Annotated in this window: 18 protein-coding genes and 2 tRNA genes; 7 read left to right on the forward strand and 13 right to left on the reverse strand. The window is 64.6% G+C overall.

From position 1 onward, the window contains the following. Positions 1-35 precede the first annotated feature (35 nt). Positions 36-644, forward strand: coding sequence for an NAD(P)-dependent oxidoreductase (locus ACZLZY_RS02275; RefSeq protein WP_472931802.1), 609 nt, complete (start codon positions 36-38; stop codon positions 642-644). A 163-nt stretch (positions 645-807) separates the two neighbouring features. Here ACZLZY_RS02275 and ACZLZY_RS02280 read toward each other — a convergent pair whose 3' ends face one another. Beyond that, a complete protein-coding gene (locus ACZLZY_RS02280; protein WP_472931803.1) occupies positions 808-1,119 on the reverse strand; it encodes a hypothetical protein in 312 nt (103 codons plus the stop codon). Positions 1,120-1,365: 246 nt separating this feature from the next. On the opposite strand from ACZLZY_RS02280, the gene ade reads away from it, so the two are divergent. Beyond that, on the forward strand, positions 1,366-3,162 hold the full coding sequence (gene ade / locus ACZLZY_RS02285) for an adenine deaminase (protein WP_472931804.1): 1,797 nt from the start codon (positions 1,366-1,368) through the stop codon (positions 3,160-3,162). A gap of 3 nt (positions 3,163-3,165) precedes the next feature. Here the strand turns inward: ade and ACZLZY_RS02290 are convergent, their stop codons facing one another. Next, entirely contained in the window at positions 3,166-3,654 is a 489-nt protein-coding gene (locus ACZLZY_RS02290; protein WP_472931805.1) for a cupin domain-containing protein, read from the reverse strand. 362 nt (positions 3,655-4,016) lie between these two features. Between ACZLZY_RS02290 and ilvA the strand changes: the two genes are divergently transcribed. Then, positions 4,017-5,276: a threonine ammonia-lyase IlvA gene (gene ilvA, locus ACZLZY_RS02295; protein WP_472931806.1), complete on the forward strand. Its 1,260-nt coding sequence runs from the start codon at positions 4,017-4,019 to the stop codon at positions 5,274-5,276. Positions 5,277-5,330: 54 nt separating this feature from the next. Here the strand turns inward: ilvA and ACZLZY_RS02300 are convergent, their stop codons facing one another. The 7 genes from ACZLZY_RS02300 to ACZLZY_RS02330 all read right to left on the reverse strand — a co-directional run bounded on the left by ACZLZY_RS02300 (position 5,331) and on the right by ACZLZY_RS02330 (position 11,628). Beyond that, positions 5,331-6,308, reverse strand: coding sequence for an alpha/beta hydrolase (locus tag ACZLZY_RS02300; RefSeq protein ID WP_472931807.1), 978 nt, complete (start codon positions 6,306-6,308; stop codon positions 5,331-5,333). A 97-nt stretch (positions 6,309-6,405) separates the two neighbouring features. Further along, complete coding sequence (locus ACZLZY_RS02305) at positions 6,406-6,936, reverse strand: GNAT family N-acetyltransferase (RefSeq protein ID WP_472931808.1); 531 nt, start codon at positions 6,934-6,936, stop codon at positions 6,406-6,408. Beyond that, positions 6,933-7,784 carry a 3-mercaptopyruvate sulfurtransferase gene (sseA, locus tag ACZLZY_RS02310; RefSeq protein ID WP_472931809.1) on the reverse strand — a complete coding sequence of 284 codons (852 nt, stop codon included), beginning with the start codon at positions 7,782-7,784 and terminating at the stop codon, positions 6,933-6,935. The genes ACZLZY_RS02305 and sseA overlap by 4 nt, the downstream gene beginning before the upstream one ends. A 203-nt stretch (positions 7,785-7,987) precedes the next feature. Further along, positions 7,988-8,755 carry an alanyl-tRNA editing protein gene (locus ACZLZY_RS02315; protein ID WP_472931810.1) on the reverse strand — a complete coding sequence of 256 codons (768 nt, stop codon included), beginning with the start codon at positions 8,753-8,755 and terminating at the stop codon, positions 7,988-7,990. Continuing rightward, positions 8,721-9,758 (reverse strand): cysteine synthase A, encoded by a 1,038-nt coding sequence (locus ACZLZY_RS02320; protein ID WP_472931811.1) that lies wholly within the window; start codon positions 9,756-9,758, stop codon positions 8,721-8,723. Before ACZLZY_RS02320 ends, ACZLZY_RS02315 begins: the two co-directional genes overlap by 35 nt. 137 nt (positions 9,759-9,895) lie before the next feature. Beyond that, the gene (locus tag ACZLZY_RS02325; protein ID WP_472931812.1) at positions 9,896-11,344 is read right to left on the reverse strand and encodes a cryptochrome/photolyase family protein; all 1,449 of its coding nucleotides are present in this window, start codon (positions 11,342-11,344) and stop codon (positions 9,896-9,898) included. A 208-nt stretch (positions 11,345-11,552) separates the two neighbouring features. Then, a tRNA-Asn gene (locus ACZLZY_RS02330) sits at positions 11,553-11,628 on the reverse strand. Between the two features lie 197 nt (positions 11,629-11,825). On the opposite strand from ACZLZY_RS02330, the gene ACZLZY_RS02335 reads away from it, so the two are divergent. The 4 genes from ACZLZY_RS02335 (at position 11,826) to ACZLZY_RS02350 (ending at position 13,136) form a co-directional block, all read left to right on the forward strand. Next, entirely contained in the window at positions 11,826-12,164 is a 339-nt protein-coding gene (locus ACZLZY_RS02335) for a hypothetical protein (RefSeq protein WP_472931813.1), read from the forward strand. Between the two features lie 139 nt (positions 12,165-12,303). Continuing rightward, a tRNA-Cys gene (locus ACZLZY_RS02340) sits at positions 12,304-12,377 on the forward strand. A 166-nt stretch (positions 12,378-12,543) separates the two neighbouring features. Further along, complete coding sequence (locus tag ACZLZY_RS02345; protein WP_472931814.1) at positions 12,544-12,804, forward strand: hypothetical protein; 261 nt, start codon at positions 12,544-12,546, stop codon at positions 12,802-12,804. Positions 12,805-12,872: 68 nt separating this feature from the next. Beyond that, positions 12,873-13,136: a hypothetical protein gene (locus ACZLZY_RS02350; protein WP_472931815.1), complete on the forward strand. Its 264-nt coding sequence runs from the start codon at positions 12,873-12,875 to the stop codon at positions 13,134-13,136. Positions 13,137-13,182: 46 nt separating this feature from the next. On the opposite strand, the gene ACZLZY_RS02355 is transcribed toward ACZLZY_RS02350, so the two are convergent. From ACZLZY_RS02355 to ACZLZY_RS02370, 4 genes are all read right to left on the reverse strand, one after another. Further along, complete coding sequence (locus ACZLZY_RS02355; RefSeq protein ID WP_472931816.1) at positions 13,183-13,521, reverse strand: hypothetical protein; 339 nt, start codon at positions 13,519-13,521, stop codon at positions 13,183-13,185. A 28-nt stretch (positions 13,522-13,549) separates the two neighbouring features. Next, a complete protein-coding gene (locus ACZLZY_RS02360; protein ID WP_472931817.1) occupies positions 13,550-14,053 on the reverse strand; it encodes an ImmA/IrrE family metallo-endopeptidase in 504 nt (167 codons plus the stop codon). Positions 14,054-14,314: 261 nt separating this feature from the next. Further along, the gene (locus tag ACZLZY_RS02365; RefSeq protein ID WP_472931818.1) at positions 14,315-14,824 is read right to left on the reverse strand and encodes a hypothetical protein; all 510 of its coding nucleotides are present in this window, start codon (positions 14,822-14,824) and stop codon (positions 14,315-14,317) included. Positions 14,825-14,963: 139 nt separating this feature from the next. Then, complete coding sequence (locus ACZLZY_RS02370) at positions 14,964-15,698, reverse strand: hypothetical protein (RefSeq protein ID WP_472931819.1); 735 nt, start codon at positions 15,696-15,698, stop codon at positions 14,964-14,966. Positions 15,699-15,700 lie beyond the last annotated feature (2 nt).

Genomic DNA, 15,700 nt, shown 5'->3' on the forward strand with positions numbered 1-15,700 from the left:
ACCGGGTCGACCGGCCAACAACGAAGGAGCCTCCCATGAAGATCGCCCTGATCGGCGCCAGCGGCAATGCCGGCGCGCGCATCCTGCAGGAACTCTCCGACCGCGGCCACGCGGTCACCGCGATCGCCCGCAACCCGGAGAAGATCGCCGCTCTGCCGGGCGTGACAGCCGTCGCCGGCGACGCCAATGACGGTCCCGGGCTCGCCCGGCTGATCGCAGGCCACGACGCCGTGGTGAGTTCTGTCCACTTCCTCGTCACCGCTGCCGACATTCTCATCTCGGCGGTGAAGCAGTCGGGCGTGCCGCGCTACCTCGTCGTCGGCGGCGCCGGCAGCCTCGAAGTGGCGCCGGGCCAGCGGCTGATCGTCCAGCCGGGCTTTCCGGATGCCTACAAGGCCGAGGCGGCGAAGGGCGCGGCCTTCCTCGACGCGCTGAAGGCCGAGCCAGACCTAAACTGGACCTATCTGTCGCCCGCGGCGGCGTTCGTGCCGGGCGAACGGACCGGCACCTTCCGGCTCGGCACGGACACGCTCCTCGCCACCGCGGATGGCAGCAGCATCTCCTTCGAGGACTATGCCATCGCCCTCGTCGACGAGATCGAGACGCCGCAGCACCGCCGCCGCCGCTTCACCGTCGGCTACTGAGGCGAGCGCGGGGGGGGCGGCTTCAGACCGCCCGTTACGACAGCCAGGCGGCGCCTTCCTGCGCCCTCCGGGTGCGCTGCTCTAGCCTGGGCTGTGGCCATAAAGAAAAAGGGCCCGGTTTCCCGGACCCTTCGCGTTCAAAGTGTCTGCTGCCGTCGCCGGCTCAGTAGCGGCGGTAGTTGTTCGCCTTGCGGTAGATGTTGCGGGAGGCTCGGTTCTGCATGCGCTCAACCTGACGGCGCTCACGCGGGGTGACGTAGCCGTCGCGGGCGGCGCGGGCCTTGGTGCGGTCGATCCGGCGCTGCTGGCGGACGAGCTTGCGGGTCTCGGCAGGCGTCAGATCACCGCGCGCCATCGCCCGGCCGATCCTGTGCTCCTGGCGGTGCTCGCGGTACTCGCTGCGCGCGCTCTGGGCCAGCGTCGGAACGGCGGATGCCAGAACCAGAGCGACGGTGGCGAGAATGATCTTTTTCATAGTCCGTTTCCTTCCAGTGTCATGTTTTTCGACAGTCGAGTAGAGCCGACCAACCGTGAACCGCAGCAGAAGGATCCCTTCATCCTGCGTTCAGAAACGGTCACAAGTGCTTGAGACTGAATGTTGCGGCGACGAGCGCCACGCCTTCTGCTGCAGGCAACGCCCGGCTTCGAGGGGGGCAGGCTTGCCCGCCGCAGTGGGAAAGCCGACATTGGCGCCTCCTTCGAAACTTCCGGAAATCCTCTGATGCCGATTGCCCTCAGCCCGTTCGAGACTGCCGCACCCGCTCTCGTCGACGTCGCCATGGGCCGCGCCCTCGCCGACCTGGTGGTGCGGAACGGCATCTGGGTGAACGTCCACTCCGGCGAGTGCCTGCCTGGCACCGATATCGCGGTGAAGGACGGCCGCTTCGCCTATTGCGGGCCCGACGCCAGCCACGCCATCGGCCCCGAGACGGTGGTGGTTGATGCGGCCGGCCGCTATCTCGTGCCGGGCCTCTGCGACGCGCACATGCATGTCGAGAGCGGCATGATCACCGTCACCGAGTTCTGCCGGGCCGTCATCCCGCACGGCACGACCTCGATGTTCATCGACCCGCACGAGATCGCCAACGTCCTCGGCCTTGCCGGCGTCAAGCTGATGCACGACGAGGCGCTGGTGCAGCCGGTCAACGTCTGGACCCAGATGCCGTCCTGCGTGCCCTCGGCGCCGGGGCTGGAGGAGGGCGGCGCGGAGCTTGGCGCTGCCGAGATCGCCGAGGCGATGGCCTGGCCGGGCATCATCGGCCTTGGCGAGGTCATGAATTTTCCGGGCGTCGCCGCCAACGACCCGGTGATGACCGGAGCAATCGAAGCGACGCGGCGCGCCGGCAAGACCGTCGGCGGCCATTTCGCCTCGCCCGATCTCGGTCGCGCCTTCCACGGCTATGTCGCCGGCGGGGCGGAGGACGACCACGAGGGCACCCGCATGGAGGATGCCGCGGCCCGCGTGCGCCAGGGCATGAAGGCGATGCTGCGGCTCGGCTCGGCCTGGTACGATGTCGCGACGCAGGTCCGCGCCGTCACCGAGATGGGCCTCGACCCCCGCCACTTCATCCTCTGCACCGACGACTGCCATTCCGGCACTCTTGTCCATGACGGCCACATGGACCGCGTCGTCCGCCACGCCATCCAGCAGGGCCTGAAGCCGGTCACCGCGATCCAGATGGCGACGCTGAACACCGCCGAGCATTTTGGCCTCGCCCGCGAGATCGGCTCCATCGCCCCCGGCCGCCGTGCCGACTTCCTCCTCGTCTCCGATCTCGCCGCCCTCACCATTGATGCGGTGTATGCGCGCGGCCAGCACGTCGCCGAGGCGGGCAAGCTGCTGATCGACCTCCCGGCCTATCCCTATCCCGCCTCGGCCAAATCGACGGTAAAACTCGGCAAGCGCCTCGAGGCCGCCGACTTCGCCGTGACCGCGCCGGAGGGCGCGAATGCCGCGACCGTCCGCGTCATCGGGGTCGTCGAGAACCAGGCGCCGACGAAGGCGCTCACCGCGACGCTGCCGATTCTCAACGGTCTCGTCGAAGCCGACGAGCGCCAGGGCGTCGCCTACATCGCGCTGGTCGAGCGGCACCGGGCGAGCGGCGACGTCACCAACGCCTTCGTCTCCGGCTTCGGCTATACCGGCGCCTGCGCGCTCGCCTCGACGGTGGCGCATGACAGCCACCACATGATCGTCGTCGGCACCGATCGCACCCAGATGGCGCTCGCCGCCAACCGCCTCGGCGCGGTCGGCGGCGGCGTGACCTTCTTCGCGGATGGCGAGGAGAAGGCGATGGTCGAGATGCCGATCGCCGGCCTGATGTCGAACGAACGCGCCGAGATCGTTGCCGAGAAGGCCGACCGCCTCCTCCAGGCCATGCGCGACGCCGGCTGCACCCTCAACAACGCCTACATGCAGCACTCGCTGCTGGCGCTTGTGGTGATCCCGAGCCTTCGCATCTCCGACAAGGGCCTCGTCGACGTCGATACGTTCGAGATCGTCGATCTCTTCGTGTGATCGTCAGGCACCGGGCTCCCCGTCCCAGTAGTCCTCGACCTCTCCCTCCGGGCGCCCGAGATGGCGGAAGCGACTTCCGTCTGCGAGTCGCGCCGTCGATTGGAACTTTCCGGAATCGGGATATTCGCAGACGTCGGCAACGGCTTGATTTGATAGCCCGATATACCGCAGGGGGAGAGTACCGGTATTGATGATCTGATGCGCTGTTTCCTGCCCACCGGCCGGCGCCCCGAGCACGTCGCCGGCCCGAATCGGCCGCTCTTCATCGCCGAAGCGATACGTGCCTTCGCCCTCGAGAATGATGAAGAGCTCTTCCTCGCAGAAGTGGTTGTGGAACGGACAGCCGCTCTTGCCCGGCGGCACGACGTTCATGCGGATGCCGAGCTGGGTCAGGCCGAGCTGGTCGCCAAAGGACAGATTGGACGCTTCGTAGCGTTCGCCGCGCGTCCAGTGTTCCAGCGGCAGGTCGGCAAGGGTGACAGCGGGTATCATGGGCTTCTCCAGACGAATTCGTTGACCGGACTCGTCCGCTACTAGACCGCCAAATGACGCGGACGGCCACCTTTACAATTCCGCCGACTTGGCCGATGGCTAGCCGCAACGGCAACGCGTGCGAGGAAAGGGGCATAGATGGCATTCACGACATCGATTTGCGGAGCCATGCCCCTGATTATCGGCGCCGGCGCACGTTAGGCGACCGACAGCCCCGGCACGTGAAACTGCCGCGGCAGTCCTGACCCATCGGTGCGACCGGTGCACGGCGCGTCACGTCCGCTGACCGCCGTTTCCGCGCGACGGGCATTTCGCCCGGCGGCCTTTTCCGGGAGCGAGCCTCCCCAGATTAAGATATCCTTATGTCCGACACTAATTTCCCCTCCCGCGTCGCCGAGGCCGAGCAGGCAATCCGCCAGTTGTTCCCCGCGACCCCGCTGCAGCTGAACGAGCATCTCTCGGCGAAATATGGCGCGCGCATCTTCCTGAAGCGCGAGGACCTGACGCCCGTGCGCTCTTACAAGATCCGCGGCGCCTTCAACTTCATGCGCAAGCACATCGCCTCGGGCTCGACCGCGACGGCCTTCTGCTGCGCCTCCGCCGGCAACCACGCGCAGGGGTTCGCCTTCGCCTGCCGGTTCTTCGGTCTCAAGGGCCGCATCTTCATGCCGGTGACGACGCCGCAGCAGAAGATCCAGAAGACCAAGATCTTCGGCGGCGACGCCATCGAGATCGAGCTGATCGGCGATTATTTCGACGATTGCTATGCCGCCGCCAAGGCCTACTCGGCGTCGTCCGGTGCCGCTCTCGTGCCGCCCTTCGACCATGAGGACATCATCGAGGGGCAGGCGAGCGTCGCGCGTGAATTCGTCGCCCAGCTCGGCGACGAGGCGGCCGACATGGTGATCCTCCCCGTCGGCGGCGGTGGCCTTGCCTCGGGCGTCACCCGCTACCTCTCGGAGGGCGCCGGCACGCTGCCGGATATCCGCTATGTCGAGCCGCAGGGGGCGCCGAGCCTTCACACCAGCCTCACCCGCGGCGAACTGGTGCGGCTGCCGCAGCTCGACGGCTTCGTCGACGGTGCCGCGGTGGCCGAGATCGGCCGCATCCCCTTCGAGACGCTGCGCCACGCACGTCCGGACCAGGTAGTGCTGTCACCCGAGGGCCGGCTCTGCCAGACCATGCTGGAAATGCTGAACATCGAGGGCATCGTCATGGAGCCCGCCGGCGCGCTGGCGATCGACGCGCTGAACGTCCTGCGCGAGGAGGTCCGCGGCAAGACCGTTGTGCTTGTCGTCTCCGGCTCCAACTTCGACTTCGAGCGGCTGCCGGACGTGAAGGAGCGGGCGCTGCGCTTCGAGGGGCTGAAGAAGTACTTCATCCTGCGCCTCGCCCAGCGCCCCGGGGCGCTGCGCGACTTTCTCGCTCTGCTCGGCCCCGAGGACGACATCGCCCGCTTCGAATACCTCAAGAAGTCGGCGCGCGATTTCGGCTCGATCCTCCTCGGCATCGAAACCAAGAACGCCGCCAATTTCGAGGACATCTTCAAGCGGTTCGAAGCGAACGGCATCCGCTACGAGGACATCACCGACAACCAGGTGATCGCCGACTTCCTGATCTGAGGAAGGCTGCCTGAGCGTGTCCGCAGCCGTCCAAGGTTGCGGACTGCACCTCTCTTACTTCGGAAGTTTGCCGATCCAGTCGGCAATGCGCGCCGCCAACTCATCGGTCGTGCCGGGAGACATGATGCGCCCCGCCAGTACATGGTTGGCGGGGTCGCCGGTCACCGGCACCTGCAGCACCTGGTGCGGCCCGCCCCATTTTGCCGCGACGCTCTCGGTCGCCATGGGATCGACCACCTGATCCGCCGGCGAATAGAGGAAGAACGCCGGTATCGTCAGCTGGCTGACATCGACACTGCGGGTCGCGCGCAGCAGCGCGCCGAGCGGCAGGAGCGCGGTCGATGGGTAGCGGGTTGTCCAGTGCGCGGCCTGCGCCTCATTCAGCGGCGTGAAGCTGCGTTCCTCGCCGATCAGCCACGGCCCGAAGTCGCGGGCGAAAGGCCAGTCGAGCAGAAACGCGTAGCGGTCGAGCAGGGCGTAGTTCGGCGATAGCATGACGAGGCCGGAGACCCCGTCCATCAGCCCCGGCTGACTCGCCCCGAACGTCGCGAGCGTCCCGCCTGTCGAACTGGCGACGACGACCACCCGCTCGCCGATGGTCCGGCCGATGGCGACGGCTTCGGCGAGATCGTTCATCCACTCGTTGACGCTGGTGCGGGCCAGCGCGACGCCGTCGCGGCCGTGGCCGGAGAGGCGGGTGTAGAAGAGGTTCGCCCCGAGCTTGCCCGCCACCTCGTCCGCCAGTGGCCGCACCTCTTCCTTGGCGGCGGAAAAGCCGTGGATGTAGACGATGGCGAGCGGCGTCTTGGCGCGCGAGGCGGGATAGGCCCAGACGATTTCCTTGGCATCGGCCGGCCGGAGGTTCGGCACATCCGCCTCGGTCCGCGCCAGGTAGGCGTCGGGATCGGTCCCGATGACGGCGGGGTCGAACGTCACCGACAGGTCCGCCGGCTCGCGCGGGCCGAGAAACCAAGCGGCGGCACCGGTGAGGGCGATGAGGAAAATCAGGATAAGGCTGAGGCGAAGGATCACGTTCGGTCCAGATCGGAAAGCAGACGGGCTGTCATAGGCCTTTTCGGCCAGGCTTTGTAGGGTCGGTTTGCGGCCGCGGCGCGGCCGCCGCGACGCCTCAGCCGTCTATGGCGCGCGTCGACACCACGCGCATGCTCACCGCAATGAAGCCGGCCTCTTCGTAGAGCTGCAGCGCCCTTGGATGGTCGAGCGTGTTGGTCTCGAGCGTCATCACCTTGTTGCCGATCGCGAACCCGGCCGCCAGCGCTTCCGACAGAAGATAGCGCGCGAGACCGCGACCTCGGAACTCGGGCAGAATGCCGAAATGCACCAGCCGCGTCTCGCCTTGCTTGCGCGCCCAGTCGAGCTCGAACCAGCCGGCCGGGGCGCCGTCGGCATAGAGCACGTGGACGGCGATGCCGGCCCGGTGGATCTCGGCCGCCAGCCGTTTCTCCGGCAGAAGCCGCGACGTCCAGTGATGGTCGCGGCCGACCCTGTCGTAGAGATAGGCGTAGAACGAAGGTGGGATCTGTTTTGCCTCGGCCAGCACCAGCGAAAAGCCGCTGTCGGGCGCTGCCATTCGGAGCCGAGGCTGCGAGCGCAATTCGAACTGGGTGACCCGGGTCTCCAGCAGGCGGACCAAGTTCATGCAGCTCCACCCGATGTGGCAACCGGCGTGTCGGAAAGGCTGCCCCATTCCGTCCACGACCCGTCGTAGAGCTTGGCGTCGGTCTTGCCGACGGAGGCAAGGGCCAGGCTGATCGCCGCGGCGGTGACACCCGACCCGCAGGAGGTGACGATCGGCCCGTCGAGGTCGATGCCGGCCGTCTCGAAGATCTGCCGCAACTCCTCCGGGGAGCGCAGGCGACCGTTCTCGGCAAGCTGTCCGAAAGGCAAGGAGGTCGCCCCCGGAATGTGACCGGAGCGCACGCCGGCGCGCGGCTCGGGCACCAGTCCGGCGAACCGCTCGGCAGGACGGGCGTCGAGAACGGCAGCGTTGCCCGCCGCCACATGGCCGCGCATGTCGGACAGTGTCGCGACCGCATTGGCGTCGAAGGTTGCGTTGAAGGTCTTGGACGCCGGCCGTGCCGGGCCCGCCTCAGTCGGCAGTCCCGCGGTCTTCCAGGCCGGCAGGCCGCCGTCGAGCAAGCGAACGTCTTTGGCGCCGAACGTCCGCAGCATCCACCAGACCCGTGGGGCTGAGAACAGGCCGAGACCGTCGTAGACGACGATGGTGTCGGTCTCGGCTATGCCGAGCGCTCCGGCCGCGCGGGCGAAGATTTCCGCCGAGGGGAGCGTGTGCGGCAGGCTTGAGGCCGGATCGACCACGGCGTCCTGGTCGAAGAAGACCGCGCCGGGAACGTGTTCCGTCTCGAATTCCGCCAGCGCCGCGCGCCCTTGCGCCGGCAGGTACCAGGAGGCGTCGACCACCGAGACGCCGGGACGGCCGAGCAGCGCCGAAAGCGCTTCGGGCGAGATGAGAAGCGGATTGGTCATGACATCAACTCCGGCCGTTGCCCGGGCGCTGATTCGCGTCTCGGGAGATCGATCTGACAGCAACTGGTCCGCTTGACCGCCGGGATCAAGCCTTGCGGCGGTCCGACGGGAATTTCTCTTCGTTTGCCTCTCGGCGAGACCTTGCTGACCAGTCGAGAGCAAACGGCACGGCCGCCAGCGGCATGCCTAGAGGGTGCCAGCGCTCAGGCGGGCAAGGGCCCGAAGCGCAGCCGGAACCGCCGGTTCGCCTTGCCCTTCTTTTCGATCTTGCCGACATGCACCGCGCCGATCTCGCCGGTCGCCGCGACATGCGTGCCGCCGCAAGGCTGGGTGTCCACGCTGCCGTCCGGGCCGATGCAGACGAGGCGGATCCGCCCGCTGCCGCGCGGCGGCTTGACGTTGGCGGACTTGATCAGACCGGGATCGGCGTCGAGTTCGGCATCGGTAATCCAGCGGGTGAAGACGGGATGGTTCGCGTCGACCAGCGCCATCAGCGCATCGGTGACGGCCGCCTTGTCTGCCTCGGCATCGGGAATGTCGAAGTCGATGCGGCTTTCCAATTCGCCAACCGAGGCGCCGGTAACGGGGTAGGGGCACGCGACGGTCAGCAGGTGGCAGGCGGTGTGCATCCGCATCAGCCGGTGACGTCTTTCCCAGTCGAGCTTTAGCGTCACGGTGTCGCCGACGGAAGGGAGCGAGGCACCCTCCGCTGGGATCAGCCGGATTGCCGACCGGTCAGCGGTGTAGGCGGTGTCGACGATGGCGATCTCAAGCCCGTCGGCGGTCACGACGGTTCCGGTATCGCCGGGCTGGCCGCCGCCGCTGGCGAAGAAGTTGACGCGGTCAAAGACCAGACCGTCCTCGATCCGCAGCAGCGTTGCCGTCAATTCGGCGCGGTAGGCGTCGTCCTGGTAGACCTGTTCCGTTTCCACCGGCTCAGGCCTCGTACGGCACGTCGAATTCCGGCGCATGCGGCTCCAGCCAGCCGGGCGTCGGCAAGCCCTTGGAGCGCAGGAATTCCGGGTTGAACAGCTTCGACTGGTAGCGGTTGCCGTAGTCGCAGAGGATGGTGACGATGGTGTGCCCCGGTCCCATCTCCTTGGCCATGCGGATGGCGCCGGCGATGTTGATGCCGGACGAGCCGCCGAGGCAGAGGCCTTCCTCGCCGACCAGGTCGAAGACGATCCGCAGCGCTTCATCATCCGGCACCTGATAGGCGAAGTCCGGCGCAAAACCCTCGAGATTGGCGGTGATGCGGCCCTGGCCGATACCCTCGGTGATCGACGATCCCTCGGCCTTCAGCTCACCGGAGGTGTAATAGCTGTAGAGCGAGGCGCCCAACGGGTCGGCGATGCCGATCTTGATGTGGCCGGAATGGCGCTTCAGCCCCATCGCGGTGCCCGCAAGCGTGCCGCCGGTGCCGACGGCGCAGATGAAGCCGTCGATCTCGCCGCCCGTCGCCTGCCAGATTTCCTCCGCCGTGGTCACGACGTGCCCGTCGCGGTTGGCGGTGTTGTCGAACTGGTTCGCCCAGATCGCGCCCGCCGGATGGCTTTTCGCCAGCTGCTCGGCGAGCCGCCCGGAGAGTTTCACGTAGTTGTTCGGGTTGCGGTAGGGCACCGCCGGCACTTCGATCAGCTCGGCGCCCATCAGGCGCAGCGCGTCCTTCTTCTCCTGGCTCTGGGTCTCCGGGATGACGATGACGGTGCGATAGCCGAGCGCGTTTGCGACGAGGGCAAGGCCAATGCCGGTATTGCCGGCGGTGCCCTCGACGATCAGTCCGCCGGGGGCGATCAGCCCCTTCTCCTCGGCATCGCGGATGATGAACAGGCCGGCGCGGTCCTTCACCGACTGGCCGGGATTCATGAACTCGGCCTTGCCGTAGATCTCGCAGCCGGTCTCTTCGGAGGCGCGCTTCAGCCGTATCAGCGGTGTGTTGCCGATGGCGTCGAGGACGTTGAGGTGTCGGGACATGGAGATGCGGCCTGTTGCTGACGGGTCGGCCCGGAACCTATGGCCAGGGCCGGTTCAAGGCAAGGCGGCACGCCGGCAAATGGCTGCCGGCACAGGGTTTTCTCGGCCGCTCGAAGCGTCTGCGGCAGAATGTGGTGCTATGTCCGCGTCGACTGGTAGGCCTCCAGTGCCCGCTGACGCGCGCCGCCGTGGTCGACGATCGGCTCGGGATAGGTCTCGCCGAGCGTCACGCCGGCTTTTTTCAGCACCGAGGCGCTGAGCGTCCAAGGCGCGTGGATGTCCTTGTCGGAGAGTTTCGAAAGCTCCGGTACGTAGCGGCGGATGTAGACGCCGGCGCTGTCGAACTTCTGTCCTTGCGCCACCGGGTTGAAGATCCGGAAGAACGGCTGCGCGTCGGCGCCCGAACCGCCGATCCACTGCCATTGCGAGGTGTTGCTGGCGATGTCGCCGTCGACCAGCGTGTCCCAGAACCAGCGCTCGCCCTCCTGCCAGTCGATCAACAGGTCCTTGGTGAGAAACGAGCCGACGATCATCCGCATCCGGTTGTGCATCCAGCCGGTCTGCCAGAGCTGGCGCATGGCGGCATCGACGATGGGATAGCCGGTGAGGCCCTTCTGCCAGGCCTTCAGGTCGGATGCCGACTTGCGCCAGGGAAATTTGTCGAAGCGCGGGTTGAAGTTCCGGGTCCCCAGTGCGCCGAAATGGTAGAGCAGGTGATAGTTGAACTCGCGCCAGACCAGTTCCTTCTGGAAGGTCTCGATCGCCTTGTCCGGCACGCCCTTGCGACGCCGTGCCGCTTCTGTCGCGCGGTGCCAGAGCGTGAACGGGGAGATCTCGCCAAAGCGCAGCCGCGGCGACATCCGCGAGGTCGCGTCGTCGGCCGGACGCTCGCGGCCATTGTGGTAGTCGTCGAGAAGGTCTTCGCAGAACTCGTCGAACCGCTCGAGCGCCGCCGCCTCGCCGGGCACCCAGTCCGCCGCCATGCCGCCGGACCAGTCCGGCTTCACCGGCAGCAGCTTCCAGGCGTCGAGGTCATCCGATTTCGGCTGGTGCTTCGGGGCCAGAAGCTTCGTCGGCGCGTCAATCGGGTCGCGCGGCTCGCCCGATTGCGACAGGTTGCGCCAGAACGGCGTGTAGACGCGGTAGAAGCCGCCCGTCTTGGTCTGCACCGCCTTGGGATCATGCAGAAGGTTGGCGCGGAAGCGCTGCACCTCGACATCCTCCGGCAGCGCTTCGGCAATGCCGTCGTCCAGCGCGTCGCCACCCTGGTCGTAGCGCCGGTTGAACCAGAGCCCGGTCGCCTTGGTCTCGGTGATGACGTCCGGCACGATCTTTCCCGCCGCGCCGCGCCGCAGGATCAGCGTCGCGCCGATGCCGGCAAGGTCCTTGTCAAGCGAGGCGAGCGAATGGTGCAGCCACCAATGGTGCGCGGCGCCGAGCGGGCGAACACCTTCGCTCTCCTCGTCGAGCACATAAAGGACAACCACCGGACGGCCGCTCTCGGCGGCATCGCTGAGCGCGGGGTTGTCGAGGAGGCGAAGGTCATCGCGCAGCCAGACGACGATCGGGGGAGGGGATGTGGTCATGTCGGCACCGTCCGGGTCTCGGCCAGGCGCCCGCGGGGCCATGATCGGCCCGCCGGGGGCCCTGGCGGTTTGCCGATACCCATAGCCAGCATCGTGATGGGCTGTCGACCGTTTCCGCCGAAACCTGTCGCGATGCCGCAGGCCGCGAAACCCAACCTATCGTGCGCATCAGCACGCGATTACCGGATCATTTTAGGTCTGAAAGAAGTGGCTCCCCGAGTAGGACTCGAACCTACGACCTAGCGATTAACAGTCGCGCGCTCTACCAACTGAGCTATCGGGGAACAGTGCGTCGTCAACGCGAGGCAGCCTATAGCAAGACGAATCCGCTCTTGCAAAGCCGTATCGGCAAGAATTTCACATTTATCCCCAAACTGGCCGTCAGCCTGGGGTTTTCTGGGCTTTCTGCGGGGCGCGGAACCGACAGAGTGGCGCGCCTGTTGACCGCCCGGGCCGAGAATCGGCGGCCGGAGGGATGGGAATGGCGAGCGAGAGACGATTCTTCCGGCTCCGGGGACACCGGCTCGAGATCTTTGGCCGCACCTTCGCCCTTCCGGGCTCTCGGATGGGGCGGGTGGCCGTCGGCATCCTGTTCTGCCTCGGCGGCTTCCTGTGGTTCCTGCCGGTGCTCGGCCTGTGGATGCTGCCGCTCGGCCTCCTCGTCCTGTCGATCGACATCGCGCTCGTGCGCCGATGGCGCCGCCGCCATGACGTCCGCTGGAACCGCTGGCGCCAGCGCCGTCGCCTCGCCAAGGCCGCCCGCGTTGCTGCCGCCGCCCGCGTGGATCAGGCCGTCCGCACGGACGAGGGCAAAATCTAGCTCAGGAATCGCAGGGCAAGTCGCTTGGTCTATGCGGGCGCGGCGTTACGGATGCCCCCGTCAACGTCGCAATGTTTCCGCTGGCCCCGCAGAACCTCTTGCGCCGGCCGGGATGTCGCAGTAGGTACAGCGCCGGTGAGGCCTCGTGGCGGAGTGGTTACGCAGAGGACTGCAAATCCTTGCATCCCGGTTCGATTCCGGGCGAGGCCTCCACCGTTTTTCGCAGCAGAATCAGTGTGCTACGGATGCCAGTCCCTTCGGGGAGTGAAGCTTCATGTTGCAGGCATGTTGCTTCCAATTCCCTTCATTTCTCGGCATTTCCCAAAACCCGCCGCGAATCCATGCAACATGAAATGCAACATGGATTCGAGGGCAACGAATGATTTACGACGATCCGGAGGTGCCAAGCGCCGGCCCGGCCCACTTCCCGCGATTTATGACTGACATCCAGCTCCGAGCCTACTTCGGCCTGACGGAAGGCGCCCTGCGCCGGCTGAGGGCGACGCGCTTTTTCCCCAAGAGGCATGCACTCGTCAGCCGCACAGACTCCAAGGCGGTCGACCGCTACTTCGACGACGAATTGCAGAAAAAAGATCGGTATATGGTCGGTCGGCCGCGCGAGGATCCCTCCGCATTTTAATGGTCGTTTGCATCCGCTATTTGATTAGGCCATCTTACGTCTAAATTGCTGCGCCTCGAGGGGATTGAATGGAAGCTTTTTTAAATGACGCTGTAGCGTTTCGCGCAATTCTGGTCGCTAGTCGTCGGAAATTGCTGGCGAATGTTCAAAAGAGACGCAATGATCTTCTCGCCAACGGGAACCCTACGATCTCTGAGTCTTACGGCGCTGAAGACGGACAGGCTATCCGCGAAATTCAGCTTCAGATTGCCGCTGTGGACGCCGTTATCGTTGAGGAAAGAAAGTTGATTTCTGAAGCGAAGGAAAAAGTCGCGCGAGCGCGTAGTTTTTAGCGAAGCCGGAACTGCGCTTACAACCTGATCGAGCGGCAGCGAACCTTTATTCCTTTGAGCCACGGCCGAAAATAAAAGCGAGTGCAGCCGAAGCAAACGCAATTGCTCGCTCAAGCTGCTTCGACCAAAATTCTGAGGTAGCGGGGTCTCGAGCGGCCAGATACATCGCGAGACCCGCGCCCACCAATCCCACCATCATCGCGATCATCGCTACGAATGTCGGCGCACTTTTCTCGCCACCTAAAGCGCGACCTAGAAACCCTAGATCTGTCTTACGTGTTTGCTCAACATGACGATGATTCTCTTTGATCATGTCGAGCTGGAAGCTCGCACCTTCAGCAATTTTCGCATCCATCTCCGGATCCGTGTCATCGGGATCGGACATGGATCGCTTGGCCGCGGTTCGAGCGGAATCAGATGCCATACTCAAACTTCAGCCGGTTTTTGATCATCGGAACAGAAACTGCAAAGAGCTGAGAGAGCTGCTCGACGCCTAGCAAATTCCAATACTTGTCGAGCATGAAGCGAGGCACGAGCAGGTTAGCGGCGAAGGAATTCGCCTCTTTCTCATGCACCTCGTCGCCGGCATATTCAGAGTCGCGCAACAGAACACGATAGTCGTTTGATCGAGCCCACTCCTGATGAAGGACGACGTGCCCCAACTCGTGAGCGATCGTAAATGTCTGCCGAAGCGGATATTCGTTCTTGTTGACGATAATGGCGCCTTCCTCGCAGTCGAAGAAGCCCGATACGTTCGAGTTTGCTGCGTCGAATGTGACGAAGGTAACTTTAACACCTAATCCGCGGGCAATCTGGCGCGGATCCACCGGCGGCGAGGTGATTGAAAATTCCTTATGAAGCCTGCGAACCTCCCTGGATACGCGGGCGTAGTCTGGACGTGTCAATGTCGAGCTCATTGCGTCCTCCCTAGAAAGAATCGTGCGTTGTCTAATGTCATACATAGGAACACGACACCACGTTCTCTATGCGACACGGTGTACGAATGCGGCGAGATCTCCAGAGTCCTAATCGTTTCAGTCCGGATTAACCGGAGTGAATCTGCACGATGACTGCCGGCTGACGACGCAACCACTCATCCCGCTCGCGAAGCGATCCGCAGAGTAGCGATTGCAAGGAGGCATTCTATGCGGACGCCTCCCGAGAGGGTGCCGTGAACGCTAAGCGCGAGGTAATGCCGTGAACTCAAGAATGGGATCTGCAGTGCCACTAATTCGAGAGGCGTCGCTTTCCCAAAGAGTCCAGCGCGGAAAAACCATTTCAGCCTGCCCATAATCCTGTCGATCGGCGCCGGTCTCAATATTTAGCGCAACGTGATCATTCCAGTGGCCACGTGTGTCGTTGGCTGTCAGGAAACTACCGGCTTTTGAAAGCAATAGAACACCCGGCTGGTCTATAAATTCCCCACGGTTCGCAAATTCCTCGGCAACGCCACTTGGATCAATGACGCAGTTACCCCCGAACGATAGGCATAGATAATCAGTCACGCAATTAATGACCCGGGGTGGCTCCTTACCATTGAGGTCGAAGCACAGAATCTGGCGTACAGAGGGCTCCGGTTTTGCAACGACCCAGCAGATTGTTGGACCTACGCGCGTATCCATGCGTATCCATTCTCCCGCCTCCGTTGTAAAAACCGTTTTGCACTCGATACCACTACGAAGACGCATGTTGATCTCCTCAATCAAAGGTAGAGAAACAATCACGCCGTAGGCGGGAATGGAAGTGGATTTCGGCAGCCTGCTGCGGAGATGTCCAATAAACGCAGCAGGCCACCACCGGCGCCCTACATCGGCGCTATCTCCGATCTCAGCTCGCCCGTCGATTAACCTGATGGCCTTCGAATACGCCGAAGGGCGCCGGTGCGATCGGAGTGCCGATCTCATCATTGAGCCACCGCAGGATTACGCGCTGCTCGACACCGTGGCGCGTGATCGTTGTAAGCAGAACCTCCCCGCCCACCATGTGACCCTTGACGCCCCCCATGCCAACGAAGGGCTCGAACTTCATTCGGCGCTGCGCTTCCATCAGGGCAACGCCGTGTACCTCCGGAACGAACTCGTTCGGCTTGTAGTGCTCACCTGGAGCCGCCTCAAGGATCTCAAGTTCCTGCATGGCCTTCTCGTCAGGCAGGGGCGCAGCGATGCCCCCGTCAATAACGGAAAAAGACCATGCCTTATTGTCGAAACGGACAACCGCGCCCACAGGCCGGCCGCGGCTCTTCGACCATCCCACGACGACGATGTCAGTCTTCGCCGATAGCACGCCCTCCGGATGGCTCGAGACGGTCTTGTCGTAGAACCGCTGGAGCGAGCGCCCCTTATCAGAAACCATTTCTTCGATGCTCGGATACCAGCGCGCTAGGTTCTGAGCGATCAGCGCGGGAATTCGAACATCACCTCGACTGGCGACCGCCATGCCGGTGCCAGGCGCCTCGAAGCATTTGTGCCCGAACCCGACGACCTCGCCGGTCGGGCGATACTGAAGCGAGTCAGTGAGGATGGATCCAGCGGACTTGCCGAGGATGACATTGAGGGCGGACATAG

Source organism: Mesocryomonas lacus (genome assembly GCF_055730135.2).

Bases quoted from the DNA above. Each gene is read 5' to 3' on its own strand.
- ACZLZY_RS02275 (WP_472931802.1), top strand. From the start codon at position 36: ATGAAGATCGCCCTGATCGGCGCCAGCGGCAATGCCGGCGCGCGCATC.
- ACZLZY_RS02280 (WP_472931803.1), bottom strand. From the start codon at position 1,119: ATGAAAAAGATCATTCTCGCCACCGTCGCTCTGGTTCTGGCATCCGCC.
- ade (WP_472931804.1), top strand. From the start codon at position 1,366: ATGCCGATTGCCCTCAGCCCGTTCGAGACTGCCGCACCCGCTCTCGTC.
- ACZLZY_RS02290 (WP_472931805.1), bottom strand. From the start codon at position 3,654: ATGATACCCGCTGTCACCCTTGCCGACCTGCCGCTGGAACACTGGACG.
- ilvA (WP_472931806.1), top strand. From the start codon at position 4,017: ATGTCCGACACTAATTTCCCCTCCCGCGTCGCCGAGGCCGAGCAGGCA.
- ACZLZY_RS02305 (WP_472931808.1), bottom strand. From the start codon at position 6,936: ATGAACTTGGTCCGCCTGCTGGAGACCCGGGTCACCCAGTTCGAATTG.
- sseA (WP_472931809.1), bottom strand. From the start codon at position 7,784: ATGACCAATCCGCTTCTCATCTCGCCCGAAGCGCTTTCGGCGCTGCTC.
- ACZLZY_RS02315 (WP_472931810.1), bottom strand. From the start codon at position 8,755: ATGCGCCGGAATTCGACGTGCCGTACGAGGCCTGAGCCGGTGGAAACG.
- ACZLZY_RS02320 (WP_472931811.1), bottom strand. From the start codon at position 9,758: ATGTCCCGACACCTCAACGTCCTCGACGCCATCGGCAACACACCGCTG.
- ACZLZY_RS02325 (WP_472931812.1), bottom strand. From the start codon at position 11,344: ATGACCACATCCCCTCCCCCGATCGTCGTCTGGCTGCGCGATGACCTT.
- ACZLZY_RS02335 (WP_472931813.1), top strand. From the start codon at position 11,826: ATGGCGAGCGAGAGACGATTCTTCCGGCTCCGGGGACACCGGCTCGAG.
- ACZLZY_RS02345 (WP_472931814.1), top strand. From the start codon at position 12,544: ATGATTTACGACGATCCGGAGGTGCCAAGCGCCGGCCCGGCCCACTTC.
- ACZLZY_RS02350 (WP_472931815.1), top strand. From the start codon at position 12,873: ATGGAAGCTTTTTTAAATGACGCTGTAGCGTTTCGCGCAATTCTGGTC.
- ACZLZY_RS02355 (WP_472931816.1), bottom strand. From the start codon at position 13,521: ATGTCCGATCCCGATGACACGGATCCGGAGATGGATGCGAAAATTGCT.
- ACZLZY_RS02360 (WP_472931817.1), bottom strand. From the start codon at position 14,053: ATGAGCTCGACATTGACACGTCCAGACTACGCCCGCGTATCCAGGGAG.
- ACZLZY_RS02365 (WP_472931818.1), bottom strand. From the start codon at position 14,824: ATGCGTCTTCGTAGTGGTATCGAGTGCAAAACGGTTTTTACAACGGAG.
- ACZLZY_RS02370 (WP_472931819.1), bottom strand. From the start codon at position 15,698: ATGTCCGCCCTCAATGTCATCCTCGGCAAGTCCGCTGGATCCATCCTC.